The sequence below is a fragment of the Actinospica durhamensis genome, assembly GCF_018139695.1.
Lineage (GTDB): Bacteria > Actinomycetota > Actinomycetes > Streptomycetales > Catenulisporaceae > Actinospica > Actinospica durhamensis.
Window position 1 is genome coordinate 1 of sequence record NZ_JAGSOG010000735.1, and the last position, 457, is coordinate 457.

At 65.9% G+C, this 457-nt stretch carries 1 protein-coding gene; it reads left to right on the top strand.

Translation table 11 applies throughout. From position 1 onward, the window contains the following. Positions 1-457 (top strand): TerC family protein (locus tag KDL01_RS41955; RefSeq protein ID WP_438802030.1); only part of this gene is annotated, 457 nt, incomplete at both ends.

Here is a 457-nt window from a genome sequence, read left to right on the forward strand (position 1 = left end):
GCTTCGGCGTGGCCGACCGGTACCACGGCACCAAGCTGTGGATCGAGCAGAACGGCAAGCGGGTCATGACCCCGATGCTGGTCGTGATGCTCGCCATCGGTACCACCGACGTCCTGTTCGCGCTCGACTCGATCCCCGCGATCTTCGGCCTGACCCAGGACCCGTACATCGTGTTCACCGCGAACGCGTTCGCCCTGATGGGCCTGCGGCAGCTGTACTTCCTCATCGGCGGCCTGCTGAAGAAGCTGGTCCACCTCTCCTACGGTCTGTCGATCATCCTCGGCTTCATCGGCGTGAAGCTGGTGCTGCACGCCCTGCACGAGTCGGGGGTACACGTTCCCGAGATCAGCATTCCGGTCTCGCTGGGCGTGATCTGCGGGGTCCTGGTCGTCACCACGATCACCAGCCTGCGGGCCTCCCGCAAGCTGGCGGAGGCCGAAGCCGCAGAGGACCGGGG